Source organism: Emticicia agri (assembly GCF_004168285.1).
Lineage (GTDB): Bacteria > Bacteroidota > Bacteroidia > Cytophagales > Spirosomataceae > Emticicia > Emticicia agri.
The window spans coordinates 1-22,299 of sequence record NZ_SEWF01000010.1; the positions used below are offsets into that span (position 1 = coordinate 1).

Below are 22,299 nucleotides of genomic sequence, written 5' to 3' on the forward strand. Positions count from 1 at the left end.
TGGCCATAAATAAATCAAAAAATGTACGGCTTAGACGCTTATCTATTTGAGAATCAAGTTTTGTGAGAATACTTTGAAGATATTGACTGGATTGACTTAGAAGAAAAGCACCTGTCTTATTGTGTGTTTGCTTAGTTTTTGATAATATTGTAAACATAAAAAGACCTCCTGATTGATTTGTGTTTGTAGTGATTCACAAATTTAACCAGAAGGTTCTTTTTTTTTATTTACCAGTCCCAAAATTCGGGATGACTCATGTTTGTTTTATTCCAGTTCTCTGATTCTGATATTTCTGAATGAAACCATATCGCCGTGGTCTTGTAAGGCTATTTTGCCTTTGGCGTGTGGCTTGGCGTAATCCCATGTCGGGAATTTACTTTTAGCCACCATCGAATGCCAGTCGGTGCTACCATATTCATATTCCACTACTTTTTCGCCATTCAGCCAATGCTCAATGTGGCCATCTTTGATAATAATTTTCCCTTTGTTCCACTGCCCGGCAGGTTTTACAATACTAAAATCCTTTGGCGGCTGCAAATCGTAATTAGAAGCTGTTTTCTGAGAATCTTTCAATTGTGCAGGGTAATTTTTATCATCGATAATCTGGTATTCAGGACCCGACATATAGCTGGCTTTTGCTTCAGGTGATTCAATTACTTTGTAAATCACTCCGCTATTACCTTTAGGTGCCGCCTTGAAATCAAACTCTAATTCGTAGTTTTCATATTCTTTATCAGTTACAAGGTCGCCACTACCGCCGTGTGTCATCAATACTCCATTCATTACGTGCCAGCCCTTTACCTCTTTTGCCTGCCAGGTATGCCAGCCATTAGTGGTTTTTCCATCAAACAATTTTACCCATTTTCCTGTCTGTGCCGAGGCATTGATGGCACAAATAGCTAAAGCAGAAATCAATAATTTTTTCATTGTCAAATACTTAGGTTGATATAGAACCGATTGAAGAGGTTCATGGTGAAAATTTGTACTAAGGAACGAAATTTACACTTTAAAAATTAATTTTCTTCTGTAAAAAAACCATAAAATCACAAACCAGATAAGCACATATACCAAAGCACCCGCCAGAGAAGCATTTTTTGGCTCACTGAAAAACGGAGCAATGCCATATTCATACATCCATGCTATTAATCCCGGGCTTTCTTCAGGTGTTCTATCTACTACCGGAATTTTTATCATATTCAGTATCCGTGGAATAATGCCTGAAAAGAAAAATACAACCATCGGATTCACCCCGAAAATCACAAAAGGTTTGTTCCAGAAATCAAAGCGTATCACATCTATCACAAAATACAGAATCCCTAATGCCAACAAGGCCCATCCGGCTGTGTATAGCACAAAAGAGCTTGTCCAGAGTGCCTTATTGATAGGAAAAACTATGCCCCATAAGAAACCTATCATTACACTCACTACTCCGGCAGTAAGCAGATAAATAGCTTTTTTGTTTTTCTCAAAATTATTGCTCAGTAAGGTGCCTGTCAACACCCCGGCTATCCCTGTTCCGATAGCAGGAATCGTGCTTAAAATCCCCTCAGGGTCCCATGTTTTTGAAGTAGCCCATAGATGCCCCGGCAATAAGAAGTTATCTAACCAGGCTGCTAAATTAGTGCCTTTCTCAACATTAGCAGCACCAACTCCTGGCACAGATACCAATGTCATTAAAGCCCAATAGCCCAATAAGCATACCAGACCAATAATAAGCTGGGTGATTGTGTTGGTAGTAGCATACAGAATAGACACAATCATATAAACAATAGCTATGCGTTGCAATACGCCCGGAATACGCACCTCTTTAAAATCTTCGGCTACAAAAGCTAAAACCATCATAACAATAAACAGCCCTACGGCTATAAAAAACTGTCTTTTTTTATCATAATCACCCAATAAAGCCATTGTAACAAGGGCGGTAATACTTAAACGTACCAGTAGTAGTGGAATGCCTGTCAGTGAACCAATATTTATTTTGGAGAAGAAATTGAGAAACAAACCCAACAAGAAAAGCCTAAGTGTACGGGTAATGATGCGTTCAAAAGTTGAAGCATCGAACCTTTTGATAGGCATTGATAAAACCGTAGATATACCCACAATGAACAAAAAGAAAGGAAATACGAGGTCGGTTAGTGTACATCCATGCCATTCGGCGTGTTCAAGCGGTGGATATAGATTACCCCAATCACCCGGGTTGTTCACAATGGTCATAAGCATGATGGTCATGCCTCTGAAAACGTCTAATGACGTCAGGCGTTGCTTCATTTCTGATTAGGTTTATTTTATGGCAAGTTAATGAATATCTGCCTGAATTGTTGCAATTGCTACCTTTTATCAATTCAGATTCCTGTAAGCAAATAAATTTTTGTAGTTTTGAATCAGCGAGTAAGCTATCATTATTTATCATTCAAACCTACCCTGTTCAGGGATTTTACTATGCAAATTGGAATTGTCGGTCTTGGTAAAATGGGTTATAATTTAGCCCTTAATTTACGTAATCATCATTACGAAGTAGTAGCACAGGATGTAAATGCCGAATCGGTCAGGAAAATCGGAGAAGAAGGAGGTATTACTACTGCCAATACTTTGAAAGAAGTATGTGAAAAACTGACTGGTAGAAGGGTAATCTGGCTGATGGTTCCGGCAGGGAGCATTGTTGATAGTGTAATTGAAGAGTTATTGAATTACCTATCTGCTGACGATATTGTTATTGATGGAGGAAACTCTCATTATAAAGAGTCTGTGAAGCGTTATAACTATTTAAAAAGTAAAGGCATCAGTTACCTTGATTGTGGCACGAGTGGTGGCACCAGTGGGGCTTTGCACGGCGCCTGTACGATGATTGGCGGAGATAAAGAAACATTTGCGTATGTAGAGCGTGTATTTAAAGATATTTCGTTAGAAAACGGGTATCTATACACCGGAGCATCAGGCAGTGGGCATTTTGTGAAGATGGTACACAACGGTATTGAATATGGCATGATGCAGGCCATTGCCGAAGGTTTTGAGGTTTTTGAACGCTCGGAATATGACATTAATTTTGAGGCTGTAGCCAAACTATTTAATCATGGTTCGGTAGTACGAAGCTGGCTGATGGAACTGACTGAAAATGCTTTCAGAAAAGACCCGCATTTAGATGCCATCAAAGGAATTATGCACTCGTCGGGTGAAGGTAAATGGACACTTGAAACGGCGCTTGATTTGGGTGTGCCAACGCCTGTTATTGCTTTGTCTTTATTGATGCGTTATCGTTCACAGCAGGAAGACACTTTTTCGGGTAAAGTAGTAGCGGCCTTGAGAAATGAGTTTGGTGGACATGCAGTAGAAAAAGCGAATTAGGAAGATTGCATGGCAGAAATAACTTTTGACTATTTTGTGGGTATTGATGTAGGAACTACTACTACTAAAGCTGTTGCTTTTGATACAAAAGGGAACGTATTGAGCCAGTTCAGCAGTGGCTATGATATGACACACCCACACCCTAACTGGAGTGAGCAAGACCCTGAAGAAATCTACGAGGCTTTTCAGAAATCTTTGAGCATGATTGTGCTGCCCTCACTGGCTGATAAAAGTATTGTTTCTTTTTCATCGGCCATGCACGGATTAATAGTGATGGATAAAGATGGCAAGCCCCTTACCAGATTAATGATATGGGCTGACAACCGTGCTACTGAATTAGCCAATCAATTAAAAGCAACAGACTTAGGGCAGGAATTGTATCATCGAACAGGTATCCCGATTCATCCTTTTTCGGTTTTCAGTAAAATATTATGGCTGAAAGAAAACGAGCCGGAGATTTTCAGCCGGACACACAAATTTATAGGCATTAAAGAATACCTGTGGTTCAGGCTATTTGGTGAATATACTATCGATTACTCTTTGGCATCAGGTAGTGGACTGTTTAATTTCAGCGAATCAGCCTGGGATACTTTAGCCTTAACTACTTTAGGTATTTCGGCAGAGCAGCTACCCCGGTTGGTTTCTACTACGCATATACAGAAAAACGATACAAACCCTAATCTCCCTTTAGTAAATTATGTGATTGGCGCAGGTGACGGGCCTTTAGCTAATTTAGGGTCAGGAGCCATGAATCCCGGGCAAATGGCTTTTACGATGGGTACAAGCGGTGCTGTAAGAATGTGTGTAGCACAGCCGTACACCGATGCCAAAATGCGGACTTTCAATTTCTTCCTTTTTGAAAATCAATATATCATCGGTGGTGCTACTAATAATGGCGGAATAGTACTACAATGGCTGGAAGAACAGATATTAGGCTCAAAGAACTCTATTGCTAAACTGATAGAAGAAGCACAGAAATTAGAAATAGGTAGCGAAAATCTTTTGTTTTTGCCCTACATTTTAGGCGAACGAGCCCCTGTGTGGAATGCTAAGGCAAAAGGGGTATTTTTTGGGTTAAGCATTACGCATACGCAAGCCCACCTTGTAAGGGCGGTTATGGAGGGGTTAATTCTGAATGTGTATTCGATTGGAAAGATATTAATGGAACAACAGCAGATACATGAAATATGTGCCAGTGGAGGCTTTGCCAAAAGCGATTTCTGGTTACAGTTAGTTGCCGATATTTTTCAGAAAAAAGTAGTTATCTGCGAAACCGTTGAAGGCTCGGCATGGGGTGCGGCATTATTAGCCATGAAAGCCCTGAATATGAAAGAAGCAGCCAATACAGTAGCGAAAGGAAAAGAGTTTTTACCTAACCTTGCGGTTGCTGAAAAATATAGTCAGCTTCACCAGAAATTCGAACGGCTTTATGAGAAATTGAAAGATGAATTTTAAGAAGCTGTTTGAGTTAAAGATAATGATAGAAAAAGACTTTATAAATCCGGAGGAGTTACCTAAATGGGAAAATGCCTTTTCTCAGGTAGTAGTGGTTGATAGTGGGTATTACCGAACTATTTATCTTTCAGGGCAGGTATCAATGGATAAAGACAATCAAATCATTGGCTTAAATAATTTATCAGTTCAGGCAAATCAGGCTTTTCAGAATGTTAAAACTGCACTATCTTCTGTAGGAGCAGTACCGGAAGATGTTGTTAAGCTAAATATTTATATAAAAGACTATCGCTTTAGTGATGCCGAATGTATCAGTGAGGCCTTTCAAAAGATTTTTACACATAAGAAACTTCCTGTAAGTACATGGCTTGGCGTACAATCTTTAGCCTTAGACGGGTTATTGATTGAAATTGATGCTATTGCCATAGTATCATCTAACTAATTGAGTAGAGCATTTAATTGATAAAAATTCGCAAAATCGTCATACATCTATCAACTCCGCTGAAAAAACAACCTGAAATTGTGGTAGATACCTGTAGTTCTAAAAGTAAAATGCTTGTGTGAAATGAAATTGACTACAAAGCTCATTCCCATCCCGAAGAAGTGAGAAATCAAGCCTGCTATATCTATACTTTTATTAAACATAAGTTGTTCTTTGCCAAAAACACCCCATTCGTCTAAAAAGTACTTGCAATAATAAGCACCTTTTACTGTAATAAAGCCTGAAATAAAAGAAACCAATAAGAACTTTATCCCTTCTCTGAAAGAGTTTTTGGAGTGCCGTTGATTAAAAGCGAAAATCTTGGTAAGAAAAAAACCGATAATAAAAGCCACTATATAGCCTGTGGCGATAGATAATTCAAAAGAAAACCCGAAGAAATTTTGTGTAAGAGAACTTACAATCAGCTGTATAACGACCCCCGAACAGGCAATGAGGAAATACGAAATCAGTTCTTTATATTTGGCAAGTCTGCCTTCTAATTTTATCACAATATATTTTTACTTTTTGAATTTTTTAATCTTATTTATTCATAGAACGTCAAAAGTAAGAAAAATTTATGAGGTGGGTACATTAAATATTGTTAACTACTCTTTTGTGGCTCATGTGGCGCAAACGTCCCGTTCGCAGTAATACTTCAAATAGTGAGAATATTGTCAGACACCAATTACTATTCAAAGTTTACTGCGAATTTAAGTAACCGCGAACTGGAAGCGACCGTCGCTCGGTTCGCCCCGCAAGAATTAATACCTCCAACTTTTTAAGTCAACGCCTTTAGGAGCCGTCTTCTTAACTTCTTCTGCCCATTTGGGTATAAACATCCGGTGATAACGCAGTCTTGAAATAGCATTTGGCTGAGTATGGTCGCCATTCCAGCAATGTTCGGCTCTGTCGCCATAATCCACTTCTCCATCATACGAAGGGTTCGATAAGCCTTTCAGCATTTCTTCGGTCAGGTATACTGCATTATTCAGGTAATAGTTATCCATATCGCCGCAATAAATGTGTATTCTGCCCTTCCACTTCTCACCATTTTTAGCCCAGTCTCTTTTCAATATGTAAGCTAAATCATAGTTCTCTTTCCAGTAATTGGCAACCTCTTTATCTATCACCCCGGTTTCTTTATCCCATATCCGTTTGGGATAGCCATCTTTGCCCACGGGCGAATAAACCGCTTCCCAGATGTCAAATTGCTGTCCGCTGCGGGTTTTAGTACCTAAGGCCAGTTCCCGCATATTCATTTCAGCTACTGTAGCCGATACCTGGCCAAGGTAATCTCTGTGTCCAGGTTTAGCTAATTTTTTAAACTGACTTTCGTACCAGTAAGCGTTTTTATCTTCGTAGATATTCACAGTAGTAAAAGCTCTGAAATCTATCGGGTCAGGACAAGCCGCATAGCAACCATTGTATTGGTCAGGGTATTTCACCTGCACTGCCAATGCCTCCCAGCCACCTGTTGAGCCACCATAGGTAAACCTTGCCCAGCCTTCGCCAATACCTCTGAATCTTTTTTCAATTTCAGGAATCAGTTCATACGTAATGGCATCACCATAAGGCCCGATATTCTCTGAATTAACGGCATAAGAATCGTCATAAAACGGACAAGCGTGTTGAATCTCGATGGCTAATACCCGAGGGAAATCCTTACCTGTCCATATTTTGTAGAAATCATACGCTTCCTGCTGAACTATTTTGTTATAGCCATAGAGCTTAAAACGTGCATTGTAATCGTCAGTTTTCAGGTTCTCATCAGGCGGAATAGTACGGAAGCCATCAAAATCATCAGGGAAATGCCCGTGGAAAATTGCCAATGGATATTTTACATTCGGGTGTTCATCAAAACCTTCTGGTAATAATATATGTGCGCCCAGATACATAGGTCTACCCCAGAACTCTGTCAGCAATTTGCTCTGAATCTTGATGTGTTTGATATATTTGGTATCTTTAGGTTCTTCAATTGGCGGAATTACCTGGTCTAAACTTAGTTTTATTACTGAGGTGCCTTTAGGGTCAAATTTTATTTTGATGGGTTTTGAATACAAATTCCCCGGTGCCCTGTTCCATTGTTGTCCTTCTCCTCTATCCATAGGCATTTTTACCGTATGCCCGTCTTTCCGATGAAACGTTTCATATTTATGTAGCAATACCTGTACATAATATTCTCCGGCAGGCACTTCTTTCATGTATCTTTTCGGATAGCCAAACCCATTGGCATTGTTGATTACTTTGGCCTGTGCGCCATTCCAGTTTTCGGCATCTATCCCAAATACCAATTGCGTATTCAGTGCATCGGTTATATCAAAGCGTGGCTCTCTATCGGCACTGGTTGAGAGCATTACTAATAACCGACCATCTAAAAGCCCTTGCTGATTAGGTGCTGTAATGGAAAACTGAGTTTGTGCAAAGCTACCTGCCGACAAAAGCAGAAAAGCCCAAAGGAGATTTTTTTTCATAAGGTTTAGTTTAGTATATGTTTGTTAATGATGTTGCTTTCCATACTTTTTCAAAGCCGTCTGCACATCCATTTTCGGGGCACGTATCAGTCCATTGCCTGTTTTTTCTCCGGCTTCAATATCAATGTTATGAATATCATATTCTTTTCCACCCAAATCGAGCATAATCACATCAAAAGTAAAGGCAGTTTCAGTATTAGCTATAAACCAGTGGATATTATTTTTATCGTCTGAAATAGAGGAGCTACTACCCACTTTAGCCTTTTTTTCGATAGTTGGTTTGATGAATAGGTTCTTCTCATCTTCTTCTACTTTATCATAATGTTTCAAGGCAAATTCTCCTTTTAAAACTAAATGTGCCGACGACATATTGGAATGTCCATGAGGGATAATCGCCCTGTCTTTTTTCATACCAAAAATTTTCTTGATGAAAACAGTCTTTTCAGGCAAGCCGTCCAGTTTCGGAAACGTAATCATTTTAGTATTTACGCCTAAATCAGGATAATCAAAGTTTTTGGTCAAGGTTTGAAAATCAATGAATTTCAATAACTCTTCTAATGCTATATGATTGAATAGCTTCTCTACCTGGGTTTGCCATAGCACCGGAGAAATCTTTTCCAGTTTCAAATCATTACAAATCTCACTCAATTGTTTTGCCCAGTGATTGGCTATAGGCAAGATAGGCCTGGCAAAAGCCTGTGAGCTGAAAAGACTTTCTAACAAAAAATAGTTAAGGGCTGTACCCAATAGTTGTTTACCAAAATCCCGTCTGTTTTGTATTTGCATTAATTTACTTTTGCTTAGGTGTATATTGGTTTGCACGTATGTTTTTTTCTGCGAGTGTTACTATTTCTGTGATTCTCTTCTCACGGGTTGCTTCCTGTCTGGCATTAAGCAGCCACTCCAAAATACCTCTTTTTACCGAGCGGGGGAAAGCCTCAAAATAAGTCTTTGCTGTTGGATTATTGTCCAAAGCCGCTTGCAAATCAGCCGGGTTTATCAGGTTTTCTACATCATCAAGGGCTGTCCAATAACCGTTTTCTTTGGCAAAATCAATTACTTTCATGCCTGCTTCTGTCATTAGTCCATCAGCAAGTAGTTTATCAACTTTAGCTTTATTGACTCTACTCCAGTTACTTTTAGGATTACGTCTGGCAAAAAACTGATAGTAATAGTCTTCGTTTCCACTTTTGATTGAGCTATCAACCCAGGCAAAACAAAGTGCCTCATCTACGGCCTCGTCATAAGTAACACTTGGTGTCTGACTCTGTTTTTTATAGATTTTAATCCAGATACTTTTTTCCTGGTTATGATTTTCCGATAGCCATTGCCTCCATGCCTGTCTGTTTTCAAAAGCAATTGCATGTGCAAAGTCATTTTTTGCCATTTTCTTTACTATTTAACAACCAGAAGTTCCATAAGAGTAAGCATTTCAGGCAACCAATAAATCTTCGATTTGCTTTTATAAAGTCAGAGTTTCCGGCTTCAAAAATATGCGAATATAACTCTATAGATTACAAACAAATATAATTATCCTTTGGTAAGGCTGAAAGGCTTGAGCCATTTTAATTTTTCAAGCTAAAACTGGTGTTTTAACTAGGAGTAACACCCTTATTCTATCTCTTTAAAATAAAGTTATGGTAGTAAATATAGAGTAAAAATCTGCTACTGAAAAAAGAATAAAATAATTTAAAAAAACTGAAACATTGCTGACATAGGGTTGTCAATAGGGGGTAGTACCTTTGTTAAGGAAACAAAATAACCTTAATTATGGAACTATTAACAACTCTTCAATGGATTTTAGTAGCACTTTTTGTAGGGCCTACTTTTTATTACGGTTATGTAAAAATGATTGCAGAACCGGCTAAAATCAGAAAATTTGCCGCCTGGGGCTATCCGATAAAAATGATGCAGGTACTTGGTGTGGTTGAGATTATCGGAGCGGTAGCTATCTTGTTCCCCGAACTTCGCTTGTTTGGAATTGCTATCTGGGGCATTATCTTAACAGGTACCTTTTTTAATAATATGATTCATCGTGAACCCAAAAAGGAATTATTTGCCGTATTAACTGTACTGGCTCATCTCCTACTGATTCTGGTCTTGAATATGTGGCTAAATACTACCATCAAATAAAACAATTAATCCACACAACTCAACGCTACCTTTTCTATACATCTTTTTAAAATGAGAAAGGAACATGGAGAGTGGAACAAGCAGAAGTAAATGCCTTTTCCATTCTTCTTTTCTCCACACATCACTACCTTTTCTATACATCTTTATAAAAGCTATATTTTTAAAAGGAGAAAGGAACATGGAAAAAGTAAAATTTCTTTTTTCCATTCTTTTTTTCTCCGTGTTCCATTTTTCCCTTCTCCCCTCTAAGCAGCAGCAACATTTGGTTCTTTAATGGCTAATTGCCCACAGGCTGCATCAATGTCTTTCCCTCTACTTCTCCTTACATTCACCACAACGCCTTTATCCTCCAAGAACTTAGCAAACTTGCTGAGTTTATCTTCTGATGTATTAATGAAATCGGCTTCGGCAATTGGGTTATATTCTATAATGTTTACTTTGGCAGGTACTTTCTTGGTAAACTCCCACAATTCTTTGGCATCTTGCAGAGAATCGTTGAAGTCGTTGAAAACAATGTACTCAAAGGTAATGCGGTTGCCTGTCTTTTTATAGAAATAATTGAGGGCAGTTGCCAGGTTCTTCAATGAGTTGGTTTCGTTGATAGGCATAATCTCATTGCGCTTTACATCATTGGCTGCATGGAGCGATAAGGCCAGGTTAAACTTTACGCCATCATCACCTAATTTCTGAATCATTTTAGCAATACCGGCAGTGCTTACGGTTATACGCTTGGGCGACCACCCCAATCCATCAGGTGAGGTAATGCGCTCGATAGACTCTAACATACTGGCATAATTGAGTAAGGGTTCTCCCATACCCATATAAACTATATTGGTAAGTGGCGCCTGATAGTGTTGCTCTGCCTGTTCTTTGATTAATACAACCTGGTCGTAAATTTCGGCCGCATCAAGGTTTCTTTTGCGAGGCATATAACCTGTTGCACAAAACTTACAGGTAAGCGAACAACCTACTTGTGAGGATACACAGGCCGTCATACGGTCATCTGCCGGAATCAATACACCCTCTACCAGATTACCATCAAATAATCTGAAACCCGATTTGATGGTTTTATCGTTAGATACCTGTTTTCTGAGAACAGATACGGTTCTAATTTCAAAATTTTCTTTTAACAGCTCTCTTGTTTTTAACGAAAGGTTAGTCATTTCGTCAAAACTCCTTGCCGACTTTTTCCACAACCATTCCGAAATCTGTTTTGCCCGAAAACCCTGTTCGCCATTTGCTGAAAGCCACGTTTTCAATTGATCAACAGAAAGCTTTCGTATATCTTGTTTTTCCATATTTTCTTCAACTATTTTGCAAAGTTCTGAAATATTTAGGGTTTTTACCAAGATATACTGAATTATCCTATCAAAACCTTAGTTTATTTAAACAATAATTAAAGAATAGAAGTTTTGTCGCTTGAAAGAATTAACAAAAAATGAAAAGATTTTTAAATAAGGTTGTCTGGATTACAGGTGCTTCCTCAGGTATTGGCGAAGCTACCGTTTATGAGTTTGCTAAAGAAGGTGCCAGACTGGTTATTTCGGCCAGAAGAGAAGATGAATTACAAAGGGTAAAGAAAAACACAAATTTGCCTGATACCGACGTATTAGTGTTACCCATTGATGTAGAAAAACAAGATGAATTTCCGGCTAAAGTTAAAGAAGTGTTGAAGTACTTTGGTAGCATAGATGTACTGTTTAATAATGCTGGTATTTCGCAGAGAAGTTCGGTCATAGAAAGCGATATGGAGGTCTATCATAAAATTATGGACATTAATTTTTTTGGTGTGGTGGCTTTAACAAAAGCAGTATTGCCTGTGATGCTCAAACAAAAAAGCGGGAGCATAGCGGTTACCAGTAGTATATCAGGCAAATTAGGCACACCTATGCGCTCGGGTTACTGTGCTACCAAACATGCACTACATGGTTTTTTTGATTCATTAAGAGCCGAGGTATGGAGAGAAAATATCCAGGTTACTATTATTTGCCCCGGCTATATACATACTAATATCTCTGTTAATGCCATTTCAGGCGATGGCAGCAAGCACGGCCGGATGGATCAGAACCAGGCCAGAGGAATATCACCGGAAGATTGTGCTACAAGTATAGTTAATGCCATTGCTATTGGTAAGCAGGAAGTATATATTGGTCGCAAAGAGGTATTAGGTGTTTATTTAAAACGATTTTTCCCGGGCTTACTTTCCAGGATTATGAGAAACCAAATACCCAAATAATATTCTGCCAAAATCAGTTTCAGGAAAATACTTTAGACTTTATTTACTTTTCAATTTCTCCGTTTTTCTAAGAAAAATCCTATGTTATTGGCCAATTAGTTCATTTATTTGTAAAAAAAATTAAAAATTTATTTTTTTTTATTTGAATTTATTTTTTGAAAAAAAAAGTTATTAATTTAACGTTCGAATAAGTGGCCTAACACACCTATTTATAATAAATTAAACTAACAAACAAACTAAACAAACTGTATGAGGAAACTTCTACTTGCCTGCATGATGCTGGTATGGGGTAGCTATGCTTATGCCCAAAATGTCAATGTAACCGGAAAAGTTACGGCTGACGATGGTTCGGTTCTTCCCGGTGTGAGTGTCGTAGTAAAAGGCACAAATCAAGGTGTACAAACAGACGCAAATGGTATCTACAAAGTTTCTGCAAAAAAAGGTGCGTCCCTTTTATTCAGTTTCATCGGTTTTGAAACACAAACCGCCGTTGTCGGTAATGCTACTACTATTGACATCACTTTAAAAAGTGATGCAGCTCAATTAAATGAGGTGGTTGTAACTGCTCAGGGTATTCGTAAAAACCTGAGAGAAGTAGGTTATGCTTATTCAAAAGTAAGTACTGAAGATGTAACAGTAGGTCGTTCTCCTCAATTAGCGCAGGCGCTTTCAGGAAAAGTAACCGGGCTGGCTGTTTACAACGTGAACAATAGCGTTGACCCATCTGTAAAAATCGTATTACGTGGTTTCCGTTCACTAACCGGTAATAATGAAGCCCTGATTGTTGTTGATGGTATGCAGACTACTTCTACTGTATTAGCCATGATTAACCCAAATGATATTGATAATATCTCTATCCTGAAAGGTGGTCAGGCCGCTACATTGTATGGTTCGGCAGGTATCAATGGTGCCTTGGTTATTACAACCAAAAGAGGTACTAAAGGTAAAATCAAAGTGGGTTACTCAAACAGTACTAACTTTGAGCAAATCAGTTTCTTGCCTGACTTTCAGGATAAATACGGTTCAGGTTCACACTACTACCCATCGTTTGGTTCAGCCGGTTATAGTGCCGACCCATTGGTGCGTATGAAAGGTAACTGGAGAGCTTATGAAAACCAACAATTTGGAGACCCATTCGATGGCTCAATGCGTCAGTTAGGTCGTAGTGCAGAAGATGGTACTACTAACATAGTAAAATATGCCGCTGTTGATGGGGCACGCTACAAGGCTTTTGATACTGGTGTTTCTATGAACAACCAGATTAACTTCTCGGGTGGTGATGATAACAGTACTTTCTATATGTCATTAGAAAATCAGAAGATTCAAGGGATTGTACCTAACGATAAAAGTGAGAGAACAGGTGCCCGTGTTTCTTCAACCAGAGAATTCAACAAATTATCAGTTGGTTTCAATGCAAGTTATACACAAGCACAGTATGACAGAACTTCTGCTGACTTCTATAACGACGTAATCAACCAGCCGGCCAACCTTCCGATTGATGAATACCGTGACTGGCAAACTGATAAATTTGCTAATCCGAACGCATTCTTTAACGATTATTATAATAACCCGTATTTCAATGCTGATAACAACCGTCAGGTTTACAAAGATGCCAACATCAGCGGTAACCTGAACGCTACTTATAAAATTACGCCTTGGGCTACTATCAGCAACCGCTTAGGTATCATGAACAACTCTCGTACTCAGAAAAACCGCACAGGTAAATTCTTATATTCTGATTACGCTAAAACAAAAGCCTTTATTGCTGAACCATTCTTCCGTGATGGTGATGGTACAGGAGTGTATCGTGCTATTACTGATATCTTAGGTGGTGTTACCGACTTCACCAGAACTGAAAATGTTTTAAACAACGAGTTCCAGTTATTATTAGAGAAAGACTTTGGTCCGTTTGCTAATAAATTAATCTTAGGCCATAGCTTATACCAACGTTATGTAAAAGAAGTAACGGTTAGTTCAAGCTCAATTGTAGTACCTGATATCTACAACGTTTCAAATCGTCAGGGTGAGCTTGGTGGTGGCGAAGGCAATACTTTGCAACGTCGTGTGGGTTATTATGCTGACTTAACCTCTAACTTCAAAAACTGGTTGATTCTGAACGGTACTTTCCGTTATGACCAGACTTCGTTGTTCTACAAACCAACTCGTCCGAACAATCTTTGGTCTTATCCTTACTACGGTGTTGCTTTGTCGTTTATCCCAACAGATGCGTTCCCGTCTTTGAAAAGCAATGTGCTAAACTATGCCAAATTGCGTGTGAACTATAACAAAAACGCCAATGACAATATTGATGTATATGGTTTAGATTTAACCTATCCGAATGGTCCTAACTTCCCTTATGGCAATACAGTAGGTTTAACGGTAGGTAACAGATTGCCTGATGCCAACCTGAAACCGGAAACTGTAACATCAGCCGAGATTGGTGGTGAATTCCAGTTGTTTGATAACAGAGTAAATATCGACGTATCAGCGTATACGCAAAACTCAAAAGGACAGGTAATTACAGTTAAAGTTCCTAACTCAACAGGTTTCCCTAACTTGTTGATTAACGTAGGTGAAACCAAAAACTTCGGATACGAGGGTGAGTTTAAATACTTAATTTCAAGAGGAAACAAATTCTCTTGGGATGCAAGTGTCAGATACTCTTATAACGATAACAAAGTATTGGAATTATATCCTGGTATCAACGAGTTCTTGCTAAGTGGTTATGCTTATGCGAGCACATACGTAATTAAAGGTTCACGCTTCCCGATGTTGAAAACTGACGGTTATCAATATGCACCAGATGGTTCAGGTTATCGTTTAGTAAGCCCTACAACGGGTTATCCTTTACGTCAGACAACCTTACAAACAAGAGGTGGTACATTACCTCGCCACATTGTTGGTTTAGGTTCAAGAATGAGCTATGGTGATTTTGCCTTTACTTTCAACTTCGAGTATCGTGGTGGTAACTATATGTATAGCGACTTAGGACGTCAGATGACTTTCACAGGTTCTGGTAAATGGACTGAAAACAGAACAGACCAAATCTTCCCTAACTCTGCTTATTTAGATGCTGATGGCAAAGTTGTTCCTAATACAACGGTTAAAGTTCGTGAGCCGGAATACGCACTATGGGTTGACCAGTATCGTTTGATTTCTGAAAACTTCGTAAACAGTGCCTGGTTTATCAAATTACGCGACATTAACCTGTCTTATAGCGTTCCGCAGAGCCTGCTTGCCAAAACAAAGATTTTCTCAAATGCAAGTATCGCTGTTTATGGTCGTAACCTGATTACTATCGTAGATAAAATGAACTTCTATACTGACCCTGAGTATAGCTTCACCACAGGAAACGGTTTGGGTATCAATAATACGAGCCAGACTCCTCCTGTACGTCAGTATGGTGTGAACCTTAACCTTACATTTTAATCAACAATACAATTGAGAAACATGAAATTAAAATCAATAATCATATCTGCATTGGTTGTTTTGGTTGGTAGTAGCTGTAAAGAATCATATTTTGATATTAACACTAACCCTAACACCCTGCCTACTGCATCGCCAAGTTTTGTGTTTACTAATGCAGTAAACGTAACGTCAACCAATATGCTTGGTTACAATGAAATCGGTTCATACTGGGCCGGTCAATGGACACAAGGAAATGGTTATATCATTAATACTGCTCAATTTGCCTATAACTTTACCGATGGCGATTTTAACTATTGGGATGGTATTTACGATAACCTTTCGGATTACGAGTATGTGATTCAGAACGCTGATGCCAACAATCAGAAATACTTCAAAGGCCCGGCTAAAATCATGAAAGCCATGGTGTATCAGCAATTGGTTGATATGTATGGTAATGTTCCTTTTTCAGATGCATTGAAAGGTACAGCATCGTTGGCTCCAAAATTTGATGACCAAAAAACTATCTATGACAACCTGGTTAAATTGATTGACGAAGCTCAGACAGATATGAAAGCAAATCCTTTTGCAAGTGCCTTCGCTAATGCTGATCTCGTATTCAGAGGTAACCTTACTAAATGGGCGCAGTTTGGTAATTCATTGAAAATGAGAATCTTGATTCGTCAGTCAAAAGTTCCTGGAAAAGAAGCATTTATCAAAAGTGAAATTGGCAAAATTATAGCTGAAGGTTCAGGTTTCATTACAGGAGAAGAAGTAGGTATAGGTGGTTCAGGTTTCTATTTAGCTACAGCAGGTAAACTGAACCCTGTATATGACCGTTGGGGTTATGATGCAAACGGAGCAAAAAGAGCTTTAAATAACTACCCACGTATTACTGAGTTTTTAATTAATAGCTTGAAAGCAACGGGAGATACCCTTCGTATGAAGAGAATTGCTTATGCTAATAGTGGTGAGAATGGTAATGCTCCGGGAACAAGTACACTTAAAGAAGTTTCTGCTAATTATAGAGGAACTCCATTTGGTGTGAGTTCTGGGTATTTACCGGCAAACACTGTACCGCTCGGCCCAAGCCTGATAGTTAAAGGTGAGTTTAATCGCCCATACATTATCATGACTGCGGCTGAGGTTCAGTTCTTATTAGCAGAAGCTAAACAAAGATATGCCGATGTAGCACTACCCAATACAGCGCAACAATATTTTGAAGAAGGTATCAAACAATCATTCCGTGTATTAGGTGCCGGAGCTGCCAATGCTGATGCTTACAAAGGCAGTGGTGTGGTTAATTATGATTGGGAAGCCTCTACTGATAAATTAGCGGCTATTGCTATTCAGAAATGGATTGCTCTGAATAACTTCAGTGGTTTTGAAGCATGGGCAGAATACAGAAGAACTAATCTTCCGGTTACTCCGCAAAGTATCCAGATCATTGGTGAAACCAAACGTCCGTTGCGTTTATTCTATCCTAATACTGAAAATGGTTCAAACGGTGCTAACGTAAAAGCACAAGGTACGGTTGATGTATTTACAACAAGATTATTCTGGGATGTTGATTAAACAACACACAGATATATTTTCAGAAAAGGGCCTCTTCGGGGGCCCTTTTTGGTTTCTACTCTTGAATAGTAGCTGTTGCATATGGCTCAATTATTTGCTTAAAGTATTTCATAGAAGAGAATAACGACATTAATTTATCATAACCTTGTCGAATATTGTATGAATAGAGTCGCTACAATCTGCATATTCATCTCACACCTTATTTAAATTTTTTTAAAAAGTTTCCGAATTATCAGAAAAAGACTCTAACTTAGCATTAAAGTACAATAAGATTGTATAAAATTAATTAAAACAAACTAACGAACTGTATGAGGAAACTTCTACTCGCCTGCTTTATGCTGGCCTGGGCAAGCTGCGCTTTTGCCCAAGATGTAAATGTAACCGGAAAGGTTACTGCTGATGACGGATCTGCTCTCCCTGGTGTAAGTGTTGTGCTGCAAGGCACCAACAGAGGTACACAAACCGATGCTGATGGTAATTACAAAATTACAGCTACTAAAGGGTCAACACTCTTGTTTAGTTTTATTGGTTTTGAGACACAGACTATTCCGGTAGGCAATATGTCGGTAATTAACATTACCTTAAAGAGCGACGCCGCTCAATTGAATGAAGTAGTAGTAACTGCCTTGGGTATCTCACGTGAGAAAAAATCACTGACTTATACCGCTCAAAGCATTAATTCAGACAAATTAACTGTATCTCGTGACGCCAACGTAGGTAATGCCTTGGCAGGTAAAATTGCTGGGGTACAGGTATTAGGGCAATCTGGTGCCAAATTTGGCTCGCCTAATATCCGTATCCGTGGGGTAAACTCATTGACAGGTGGAGACCCGCTTTACGTAGTAGATGGTACCCCTGTGGGTAACATTTCTGATGTAAACATGGATGATGTAGAAAACCTTACCGTATTGAAAGGACCATCGGCAACCGCTCTTTACGGTAACCGTGCTTCAGGTGGGGTAATTGTTATTACTACCAAACGTGCGAAGGCTGGTGAAACTACTTTTACTATCAACCATAGCACAACGATGGACAGAGTAGGTCTTCTACCAAAATATCAGAATGAATACGGTGGTGGTTATTCACAAGAATGGGAAACCTTCCAATTCAACCCTGCTATTCATCCTGCGGCGTGGTCTTCATTTAACGGACAAAAAATCCTTGATTATTCAGCCGACGAAAGCTGGGGGCCACGTTTAGATGGTTCTCCTCACCGTTCGGCTTTCTCGTGGCAACAAGGCCCTGAGTTCGGACAACTGACTCCTTATGTAGCTTCTCCGAACAACGTCAGAGATTTCTTTGAAAAACCATTCAGCCACAATACCAACCTGGCCTTTTCAAGGGGTGGAGACAATTTCCAGAGCCGTGTATCCTATACACATTTAGATAACAAAGGTATCATCCCTAACAGTAAACAGACAAGAGATTATATCAGTGCTAAAAACACTTTCAACATCACCAAGAAATTCTCTGCCATGCTTGATGTTACCTATTCGGCTACCCGTGCTCAGAACGTGCCTGCCGATAACTATGGTTCGTCAGGTGGTACATTAGGTGGTGTAGGTCTTCCAACGGGTGTTCCGATAGCGGCAGTTGGTTATAATCAGACTGTTGGTTCTTTCAATCAGTGGTTCCAACGCCAGATCAAAATTGAAGATTTAAGAAACTATAAAAATCCTGACGGTACGTTCAGAAGCTGGAATATCGGCGGCCCGCTTGATTCAAAACCAAAATACTGGGATAGCCCATACACACAGATGTATGAAAGTACTAACCTTAACAACAATGACCGTATTTATGGTAGTTTTGGTTTAAGCTACAAAATCTTTGATTTCCTGACTGCTTCGGTTACTACTCGCAGAGACTGGAGAAATTATTATGGAGAGGGCAGAATTGCTTCAGGTACATTAAATGCTGGTGGGTTGGGTGCTTATGCCAACTATGCTACTACCGGATATGAAAATAACCATGAAGCCATATTGGCATTAGACAAAGCATTCGGAAAAATTTCGGTAGTAGCTACTGCCGGTGGTAACATCAGATATGCTAAAACAACTGTAGTTTCTCAGGCAACTGTGGGTGGCCTTACTACGCCTGGCTTCTATAACATTGCTGCCTCAAAAGACCGGCCGTCTGTCTCAAATAGTATGTTTGAAAGACAGGTGAACAGTTTATTTGGTAGTGCCAGTTTAGGGTATGATAATACTTATTTTATTGAAGGTACTATCCGTAATGACTGGTCATCAACACTTCCGGTAGCACATAATTCATACATTTATCCTTCAATTGGAGCGAGTGTAGTAATATCTGAATTGTTACCTAAAAACAGTATTCTATCGTTTGCAAAAATCAGAGGTAGCTATGCACAGGTAGGTACAGATGTAGGCCCTTACAACATTTATCAGGTGTATGGAACAGGTAACCCGTTTGGCTCTAACCCAACTCAGTATTTACCAACACAATTACCAAATGCTGATTTGAAACCGGGTCTTTCTTCAGCGTATGAAGGTGGTATTGACCTGAAATTCTTCAACAACCGTGTCAGTGTAGAATTTACTGCTTACAAAAACGATAACAAAAACCAGATTCTTCCTTTGTCAGTACCTGCTGCCAGTGGCTATAACTCGACACTTATCAACGCAGGTTTGATTCAGACACAAGGTTTTGAGCTACACATTGGTGCAACTCCTGTGAAAACTACTTCAGGCTTTACCTGGGATATGGATATTAACTTCGACCGCAGTACTTCAAAAATCGTTGAATTGGCTGCAGGTTTGAGTAACTATCAGTTAGGTGGCCCAACCTGGAGAACTCTGACAGTAAATGCACGTGTAGGAGAGCAATGGGGTCTTTTGCAAGGTAGAGGATATGTAACTAACGACAAAGGAGAGAAAGTAGTCGGCCCTGACGGACATTATTTAGGACAAGACAGCAAACTTTTAGGTTCAGTTCTGCCTAAATTCAAAGGTGGATTCCTGAACGTATTTACTTACAAAAACTTCTCATTGCGTGCTAATATCGACTTCATTGTTGGTGGTAAATTCTTCTCTACTACCCGTATGTTTAATGCTTATGCTGGTTTAGCAGCAGAAACAGCAGGTCTGAACGAATTAGGTAAGCCAAAACGTGACCCTGTATCAGAAGGTGGTGGTATTTTATTGCCAGGTGTAACAGCTGACGGTAAAACAAATACAGTTCGTGTTGAAACACAATCATTCTACGAAGACAAAATGTTTGCTTTCAACGAAGCCTGGATTTATGACCAGACTTACGTGAAATTGAGAGAGGTTGCATTAGGTTATAATATCCCTAAAACATTGTTTAATGGCAAAGTATTCAAATCGGCTAAAATTGCTTTACTGGTACGTAATCCGGTTTTGATTTATAGTGCAGCAGGTGGTGGTATCGATATTTCAGAAGCTGAACTTTACTGGACAGAAGGTGGTCAGTTACCTCCGGTTCGGTCATACGGTATCAACCTTAATTTAGGATTCTAATTATTAGAAATTCGGCAATAACTTTTCCCATTCAGCGTTAAATACTACTGTCGTTAAATACTATTAAAAAATGAAAAAAATAACAGCGTATAAATCATTAGCAGTGGCATTAAGCTTAGCAATTGCCACTACCTCTTGCGACCCCGGTGATTTTGGCAACATGAACATCAGCCCAAATAACCCGGCGACACCTAATACCGCAGGATTTCTTACAGGCGCTTTGCGCAATATCGGTGGCATGACTACCGAAATGGTTCCGGCACTCTATACGCAGCAATTTGGTGATGTAACCTATATTGAGGATTCTCGTTATAAAACCATTAACTTCAATTTCAATGGTTTTTATACAGGGCCATTGGTTACCTATCAGGCCATTATTGACCTGAATACCAATCCTGACACCAAAACTACCGCAGCAGCCAATGGGTCTAACAATAACCAGATTGCGATAGCACGTATTGCCAAAGCCTATACGTATATGTGGATGACTGACCGTTGGGGAGATATTCCTTACTCTCAGGCATTAAAAGGCAAAGAAAATTTCAGCCCTGCTTATGATACGCAACAAGCCATCTATACCGACTTGTTTAAAGAGTTAAAAGAAGCACAGGCACAATTTGATGGTGGTGCAACCGTAAAAGGTGATATTCTGTTAGGTGGAAATGCTACTCGCTGGAAAAAATTTGCCAATACCTTACGTATGATTATGGCACTTCGTCTATCGAAAGTAGATCCGGCTAAAGGTAAAACAGAATTTGCAGCTGCTATGGCAGATGGTCCGTTGGCTTCTAATGCCGATAACGTAAAATACGGATACCTGGCAGAAGCAAACAATGAGCACCCGTTGTATAATAACTATATTACTTCAAACCGTAAGGATTTTGCGGTAAGTAGTACCTTCATGAACTATCTGATTAAAACCAATGACCCTCGTATTCCGGGTATGGCAGACCAGAACATCTTGCAAAAATATGTAGGTGTGCCTTATGGTGTGTTCCCTCCTACCTGGAAAGCACAGGATGTATCGTTGGCAGCAACTGCCATACGTCAGCAAAATTCGCCTGCTAATGTGGTAACCTATGCACAAGTATTGTTTTCGCAGGCAGAAGCGGCAAAATTGGGCTGGATTTCAGGCGACCCTAAAGCATTCTACGAAAGTGCTATCAAAGCATCTATTGAGCAGTGGATTGGTGCAGGGGCTACAGAAGCAGTAGTAAATGCTTACCTGCAACAACCTGATGTAAAATATGACGATGCTAAGGCATTCGAGCAAATTGGTACACAAAAATGGATAGCACTTTTCTACCAGGGTAATGAAGCATGGGCTGAATGGCGTCGTACAGGATACCCTGTATTAACTCCGGCGGCAAATCCACTAAACCCAAGCGGACAGATTCCAAGTCGTTTAGCTTATCCGGTTACCGAGCAAACACTCAACAAAGTAAACTACGATAAAGCTGTAGCTACACAAGGCCCAGACACGCAGGATACCAAAGTCTGGTGGGATAAATAACAAAGCATAATTACCGAAACACATATATCGCAAAGAGGCGGCCAGTAGGCTGCCTTTTTTGTTTCACGGCACTATTTATAAAAAATTAATCTTCTAATCAATCTAAATTACAACTAAAAAAAATACCAATTTAAAAAACATAAAGTACTTATAGTCAATAAAATACAAAAACATCTTTTTGTATTTTATTGAAA

17 protein-coding genes are annotated in these 22,299 nt (G+C 39.3%); 9 read left to right on the forward strand and 8 right to left on the reverse strand.

The features are described from left to right. Nucleotides 1-264: 264 nt before the first annotated feature. The gene (locus tag EWM59_RS08550) at nucleotides 265-927 is read right to left on the reverse strand and encodes a 3-keto-disaccharide hydrolase (RefSeq protein ID WP_130020546.1); all 663 of its coding nucleotides are present in this window, start codon (nucleotides 925-927) and stop codon (nucleotides 265-267) included. Nucleotides 928-999: 72 nt separating this feature from the next. Beyond that, on the reverse strand, nucleotides 1,000-2,268 hold the full coding sequence (locus tag EWM59_RS08555) for an acyltransferase family protein (protein ID WP_130020547.1): 1,269 nt from the start codon (nucleotides 2,266-2,268) through the stop codon (nucleotides 1,000-1,002). Between the two features lie 171 nt (nucleotides 2,269-2,439). Between EWM59_RS08555 and gnd the strand changes: the two genes are divergently transcribed. The 3 genes from gnd to EWM59_RS08570 are packed head-to-tail and all read left to right on the forward strand — an operon-like array spanning nucleotide 2,440 to nucleotide 5,236. Next, nucleotides 2,440-3,342, forward strand: a complete 903-nt coding sequence (gene gnd / locus EWM59_RS08560) for a phosphogluconate dehydrogenase (NAD(+)-dependent, decarboxylating) (protein ID WP_130020548.1) — start codon at nucleotides 2,440-2,442, stop codon at nucleotides 3,340-3,342. A 9-nt stretch (nucleotides 3,343-3,351) separates the two neighbouring features. Further along, a complete protein-coding gene (locus EWM59_RS08565; RefSeq protein ID WP_130020549.1) occupies nucleotides 3,352-4,797 on the forward strand; it encodes a gluconokinase in 1,446 nt (481 codons plus the stop codon). After that, nucleotides 4,787-5,236 carry a RidA family protein gene (locus EWM59_RS08570; RefSeq protein ID WP_130020550.1) on the forward strand — a complete coding sequence of 150 codons (450 nt, stop codon included), beginning with the start codon at nucleotides 4,787-4,789 and terminating at the stop codon, nucleotides 5,234-5,236. Before EWM59_RS08565 ends, EWM59_RS08570 begins: the two co-directional genes overlap by 11 nt. Nucleotides 5,237-5,286: 50 nt before the next feature. On the opposite strand, the gene EWM59_RS08575 is transcribed toward EWM59_RS08570, so the two are convergent. From EWM59_RS08575 to EWM59_RS08590, 4 genes are all read right to left on the reverse strand, one after another. Next, nucleotides 5,287-5,784, reverse strand: a complete 498-nt coding sequence (locus EWM59_RS08575) for a GtrA family protein (RefSeq protein ID WP_165372145.1) — start codon at nucleotides 5,782-5,784, stop codon at nucleotides 5,287-5,289. 252 nt (nucleotides 5,785-6,036) lie between these two features. Further along, nucleotides 6,037-7,746 carry an alpha/beta hydrolase gene (locus tag EWM59_RS08580; protein ID WP_130020552.1) on the reverse strand — a complete coding sequence of 570 codons (1,710 nt, stop codon included), beginning with the start codon at nucleotides 7,744-7,746 and terminating at the stop codon, nucleotides 6,037-6,039. A gap of 24 nt (nucleotides 7,747-7,770) precedes the next feature. Then, nucleotides 7,771-8,532: a cupin domain-containing protein gene (locus tag EWM59_RS08585; protein ID WP_130020553.1), complete on the reverse strand. Its 762-nt coding sequence runs from the start codon at nucleotides 8,530-8,532 to the stop codon at nucleotides 7,771-7,773. A 4-nt stretch (nucleotides 8,533-8,536) separates the two neighbouring features. Further along, a complete protein-coding gene (locus tag EWM59_RS08590; RefSeq protein ID WP_130020554.1) occupies nucleotides 8,537-9,133 on the reverse strand; it encodes a YdeI/OmpD-associated family protein in 597 nt (198 codons plus the stop codon). A 383-nt stretch (nucleotides 9,134-9,516) separates the two neighbouring features. On the opposite strand from EWM59_RS08590, the gene EWM59_RS08595 reads away from it, so the two are divergent. Next, nucleotides 9,517-9,879: a DoxX family protein gene (locus tag EWM59_RS08595; RefSeq protein ID WP_130020555.1), complete on the forward strand. Its 363-nt coding sequence runs from the start codon at nucleotides 9,517-9,519 to the stop codon at nucleotides 9,877-9,879. On the opposite strand, the gene EWM59_RS08600 is transcribed toward EWM59_RS08595, so the two are convergent. Both EWM59_RS08600 and rlmN read right to left on the reverse strand, forming a co-directional pair. After that, nucleotides 9,859-10,086 carry a hypothetical protein gene (locus EWM59_RS08600; protein ID WP_130020556.1) on the reverse strand — a complete coding sequence of 76 codons (228 nt, stop codon included), beginning with the start codon at nucleotides 10,084-10,086 and terminating at the stop codon, nucleotides 9,859-9,861. The two genes, EWM59_RS08595 and EWM59_RS08600, sit on opposite strands and share 21 nt — an antisense overlap. Before the next feature lie 38 nt (nucleotides 10,087-10,124). Beyond that, a complete protein-coding gene (gene rlmN, locus EWM59_RS08605; RefSeq protein ID WP_130020557.1) occupies nucleotides 10,125-11,177 on the reverse strand; it encodes a dual-specificity RNA methyltransferase RlmN in 1,053 nt (350 codons plus the stop codon). Between the two features lie 140 nt (nucleotides 11,178-11,317). On the opposite strand from rlmN, the gene EWM59_RS08610 reads away from it, so the two are divergent. The 5 genes from EWM59_RS08610 (at nucleotide 11,318) to EWM59_RS08630 (ending at nucleotide 22,105) form a co-directional block, all read left to right on the forward strand. Continuing rightward, nucleotides 11,318-12,115, forward strand: a complete 798-nt coding sequence (locus EWM59_RS08610; protein WP_130020558.1) for an SDR family oxidoreductase — start codon at nucleotides 11,318-11,320, stop codon at nucleotides 12,113-12,115. 249 nt (nucleotides 12,116-12,364) lie between these two features. Continuing rightward, nucleotides 12,365-15,544, forward strand: a complete 3,180-nt coding sequence (locus EWM59_RS08615) for a SusC/RagA family TonB-linked outer membrane protein (RefSeq protein ID WP_130020559.1) — start codon at nucleotides 12,365-12,367, stop codon at nucleotides 15,542-15,544. A 21-nt stretch (nucleotides 15,545-15,565) separates the two neighbouring features. Further along, nucleotides 15,566-17,095 carry a SusD/RagB family nutrient-binding outer membrane lipoprotein gene (locus EWM59_RS08620; RefSeq protein ID WP_130020560.1) on the forward strand — a complete coding sequence of 510 codons (1,530 nt, stop codon included), beginning with the start codon at nucleotides 15,566-15,568 and terminating at the stop codon, nucleotides 17,093-17,095. Between the two features lie 308 nt (nucleotides 17,096-17,403). Beyond that, nucleotides 17,404-20,592: a SusC/RagA family TonB-linked outer membrane protein gene (locus EWM59_RS08625; protein WP_130020561.1), complete on the forward strand. Its 3,189-nt coding sequence runs from the start codon at nucleotides 17,404-17,406 to the stop codon at nucleotides 20,590-20,592. Nucleotides 20,593-20,662: 70 nt separating this feature from the next. After that, nucleotides 20,663-22,105: a SusD/RagB family nutrient-binding outer membrane lipoprotein gene (locus EWM59_RS08630; protein ID WP_130020562.1), complete on the forward strand. Its 1,443-nt coding sequence runs from the start codon at nucleotides 20,663-20,665 to the stop codon at nucleotides 22,103-22,105. Nucleotides 22,106-22,299 lie beyond the last annotated feature (194 nt).

Coding starts and splice junctions, on each gene's coding strand:
- EWM59_RS08625 (WP_130020561.1), top strand. CDS start 17,404: ATGAGGAAACTTCTACTCGCCTGCTTTATGCTGGCCTGGGCAAGCTGC.
- EWM59_RS08615 (WP_130020559.1), top strand. CDS start 12,365: ATGAGGAAACTTCTACTTGCCTGCATGATGCTGGTATGGGGTAGCTAT.
- EWM59_RS08585 (WP_130020553.1), bottom strand. CDS start 8,532: ATGCAAATACAAAACAGACGGGATTTTGGTAAACAACTATTGGGTACA.
- EWM59_RS08600 (WP_130020556.1), bottom strand. CDS start 10,086: ATGGAAAAAAGAAATTTTACTTTTTCCATGTTCCTTTCTCCTTTTAAA.
- EWM59_RS08555 (WP_130020547.1), bottom strand. CDS start 2,268: ATGAAGCAACGCCTGACGTCATTAGACGTTTTCAGAGGCATGACCATC.
- EWM59_RS08565 (WP_130020549.1), top strand. CDS start 3,352: ATGGCAGAAATAACTTTTGACTATTTTGTGGGTATTGATGTAGGAACT.
- rlmN (WP_130020557.1), bottom strand. CDS start 11,177: ATGGAAAAACAAGATATACGAAAGCTTTCTGTTGATCAATTGAAAACG.
- EWM59_RS08550 (WP_130020546.1), bottom strand. CDS start 927: ATGAAAAAATTATTGATTTCTGCTTTAGCTATTTGTGCCATCAATGCC.
- gnd (WP_130020548.1), top strand. CDS start 2,440: ATGCAAATTGGAATTGTCGGTCTTGGTAAAATGGGTTATAATTTAGCC.
- EWM59_RS08580 (WP_130020552.1), bottom strand. CDS start 7,746: ATGAAAAAAAATCTCCTTTGGGCTTTTCTGCTTTTGTCGGCAGGTAGC.
- EWM59_RS08570 (WP_130020550.1), top strand. CDS start 4,787: ATGAATTTTAAGAAGCTGTTTGAGTTAAAGATAATGATAGAAAAAGAC.
- EWM59_RS08610 (WP_130020558.1), top strand. CDS start 11,318: ATGAAAAGATTTTTAAATAAGGTTGTCTGGATTACAGGTGCTTCCTCA.
- EWM59_RS08595 (WP_130020555.1), top strand. CDS start 9,517: ATGGAACTATTAACAACTCTTCAATGGATTTTAGTAGCACTTTTTGTA.
- EWM59_RS08620 (WP_130020560.1), top strand. CDS start 15,566: ATGAAATTAAAATCAATAATCATATCTGCATTGGTTGTTTTGGTTGGT.
- EWM59_RS08590 (WP_130020554.1), bottom strand. CDS start 9,133: ATGGCAAAAAATGACTTTGCACATGCAATTGCTTTTGAAAACAGACAG.
- EWM59_RS08630 (WP_130020562.1), top strand. CDS start 20,663: ATGAAAAAAATAACAGCGTATAAATCATTAGCAGTGGCATTAAGCTTA.